2 protein-coding genes are annotated in these 2004 nt (G+C 69.8%); one reads left to right on the top strand and one right to left on the bottom strand.

The window, feature by feature from the left end; all coding sequences use genetic code 11:
- Nucleotides 1-590 precede the first annotated feature (590 nt).
- On the bottom strand, nt 591-884 hold the full coding sequence (locus ABWI07_RS43955) for a hypothetical protein (RefSeq protein ID WP_242432208.1): 294 nt from the start codon (nt 882-884) through the stop codon (nt 591-593).
- A 637-nt stretch (nt 885-1521) separates the two neighbouring features.
- Here ABWI07_RS43955 and ABWI07_RS43950 point away from each other — a divergent pair.
- The coding region (locus ABWI07_RS43950) for a hypothetical protein (protein WP_353822187.1) at nt 1522-2004 on the top strand (483 nt) is incomplete at its 3' end.

Here is a 2004-nt window from a genome sequence, read left to right as displayed (position 1 = left end):
GATCCGGCCCCTCATCAGGGCCATTGCACTGCACTGCACTGCACCACCCGCGGGCCCCCGCCAAGGGGCTTCGCGGTTCGTTCCGAGGCCCGGCCAAGGGCTTTCGGAACACCAGCACCAAGTCGTCAACGGAAGGAGATCCGCCTCTGGCCTTCGTACTGTCGCCCGCTCCTCACGGAGGGGGCTCACCTGTCCCGCCACACGAGCCATCGAGATCGGCCCCGGCCAAGGGGCCCCTCTGCGTTGATCCATATGGAAGGTCGGTATCGCCATAGTGCACGAGCGTGAGTCGTCTTGTCAGGTCGACCACGACCAGGCCGCACCCCCGCCGGGGGTGATTTCTGCTGGTTGTGGTGTCCCTCCTGGCGGGATTGTGACGTACATCACACTCCTTGACTGTCACACGGATGACGCCGGTCCGGCGGACCGCCTGACCTCGGGGATGTTCCTGTGAGCGCTGGAGCGGCGTCGGCCGCCACGCTAGATCACCCCCTGTGGGAGTCCATCGACAACTCCGTCGACGGGGCTCCGGCCGGGCGGGTTCGGCGGCAGCGGGTGCGGGTGCCGATGCGTCTGGTGTCCTCGCCGCACTACCAGGACGTCGCGTTGTCGGTGTACGTGAAGGTGAAGGCGCTCGGGCTGCGGCCGGAGGGGTGCCAGGCGAAGTCCACGACGATCGCCTCGTATCTGGGGCTGTCGACGGCGTCGGTGGAGCGGGGGATGACGCAGCTGCGTCGTCCTGGTCCGGACGGGGTGGTGGAGCTGTTCTCGGATCGTCGGACGCTGCCGGGCGGCACGGGCACGTCGGCGGTGCGGACGGTACGGGCGATGACTCGTACGGAGGCGTTCGTGTGGCTGCCGGTGGCGGCCGCGGAGGACCTCACGCCCCGAGAGCTGCGTGCGTTCGCTCTGATCGCGTATGCGCAGGCGCGGGGGATCACGCTGACGGAGGCTGAGCTGGCGGCCGGCCTGCGGCATCACTCGGGCCAGAAGGCCGGTCAGCCGTTGTCGGTGACGGCGGCGTCGGCGGTCGTGGACGAGGTGGAGGCGGCGCGCTGGGTGACGGTGCAGCGGCGTGCGGGGGCGCAGGGGCGCCACCGGTATATCGCGCACGACATCGCTCCTGAGGCCCGTCCGGAGGGTGGCTGCGCGGCGGTCGCGGGGGCTGTTGAGGCTGGTGTGACCAGTGGTTCGCAGGAGTCGGTTAGTTCTCTGGTTGGTGAGGGATCGGGTTCGCCGGTTGGTGAGGGATCCCTCGCGAATGAGGAATCACCTAGGACTGACTCACCGGATGACGAGGGCGCGTTCTTGTCACCCGCCGTAGGCGAGGTACCGGTAGTTGAGGGCGCTGGGGCTGTGGAAAACTCGGCTGCTGCGAGTGCGCGTGCGGAAGGCGGCGGTGGTCTCGCGCTTCGCGCGGGTGGAAACAGCCGACCCTCCCCTTCGTAGCCAGAAACCGAAAAGCGCAGCAGCAGGGACGGAGGTTCCCGCCGGTCGTCGTACGACGGACCGCAGTTGGCCATGAACCCCCAGATCTACGCCGTGCTGGAGCCGGTTCACCTGCTGCTGGAGCGGGTGAACAGCGACTTCGTCGTCCGGCAGATCGCCCGTGCGGTGGGCCGCCAGCTGCGCGAGGGCACGGATGCCGAACGCTTGCACCACCGGCTCACCGCCCGGTTCTCCAAGGTGATGCTCTCGGAGATCCGCGACCCGGGCCGGTGGCTGCTCGGGGTGGCCCTGCCGCGCTGGGGCTGCGGCTTCCAGGACTGTGAGGCCGGTGTCCTGTGGTCGACCGGCAAGGACTGCGAAGTGTGTGCCGAGATCGTCCAGGACAAGACCGCCGCCCGCAGGCACGCCCAGCGCATCGAGCAGGGCCTGTGCCCCGAGCACGGCACCCGGCCCGGCCCGGGCGGCCACTGCGTCGACTGCGTGCTGGACGACGCGATCCGCAACCCGGCGTCGGCCCCGGCCCCGGCACAGCGCGAGCCGGAGGGTCCGCCGCGC

The sequence above is a fragment of the Actinomadura sp. NPDC000600 genome, assembly GCF_040492135.1.
Lineage (GTDB): Bacteria > Actinomycetota > Actinomycetes > Streptosporangiales > Streptosporangiaceae > Spirillospora.
The sequence above is the reverse complement of the archived record's forward strand: the minus strand, read 5'-3'. Positions and strand labels throughout refer to the sequence as shown.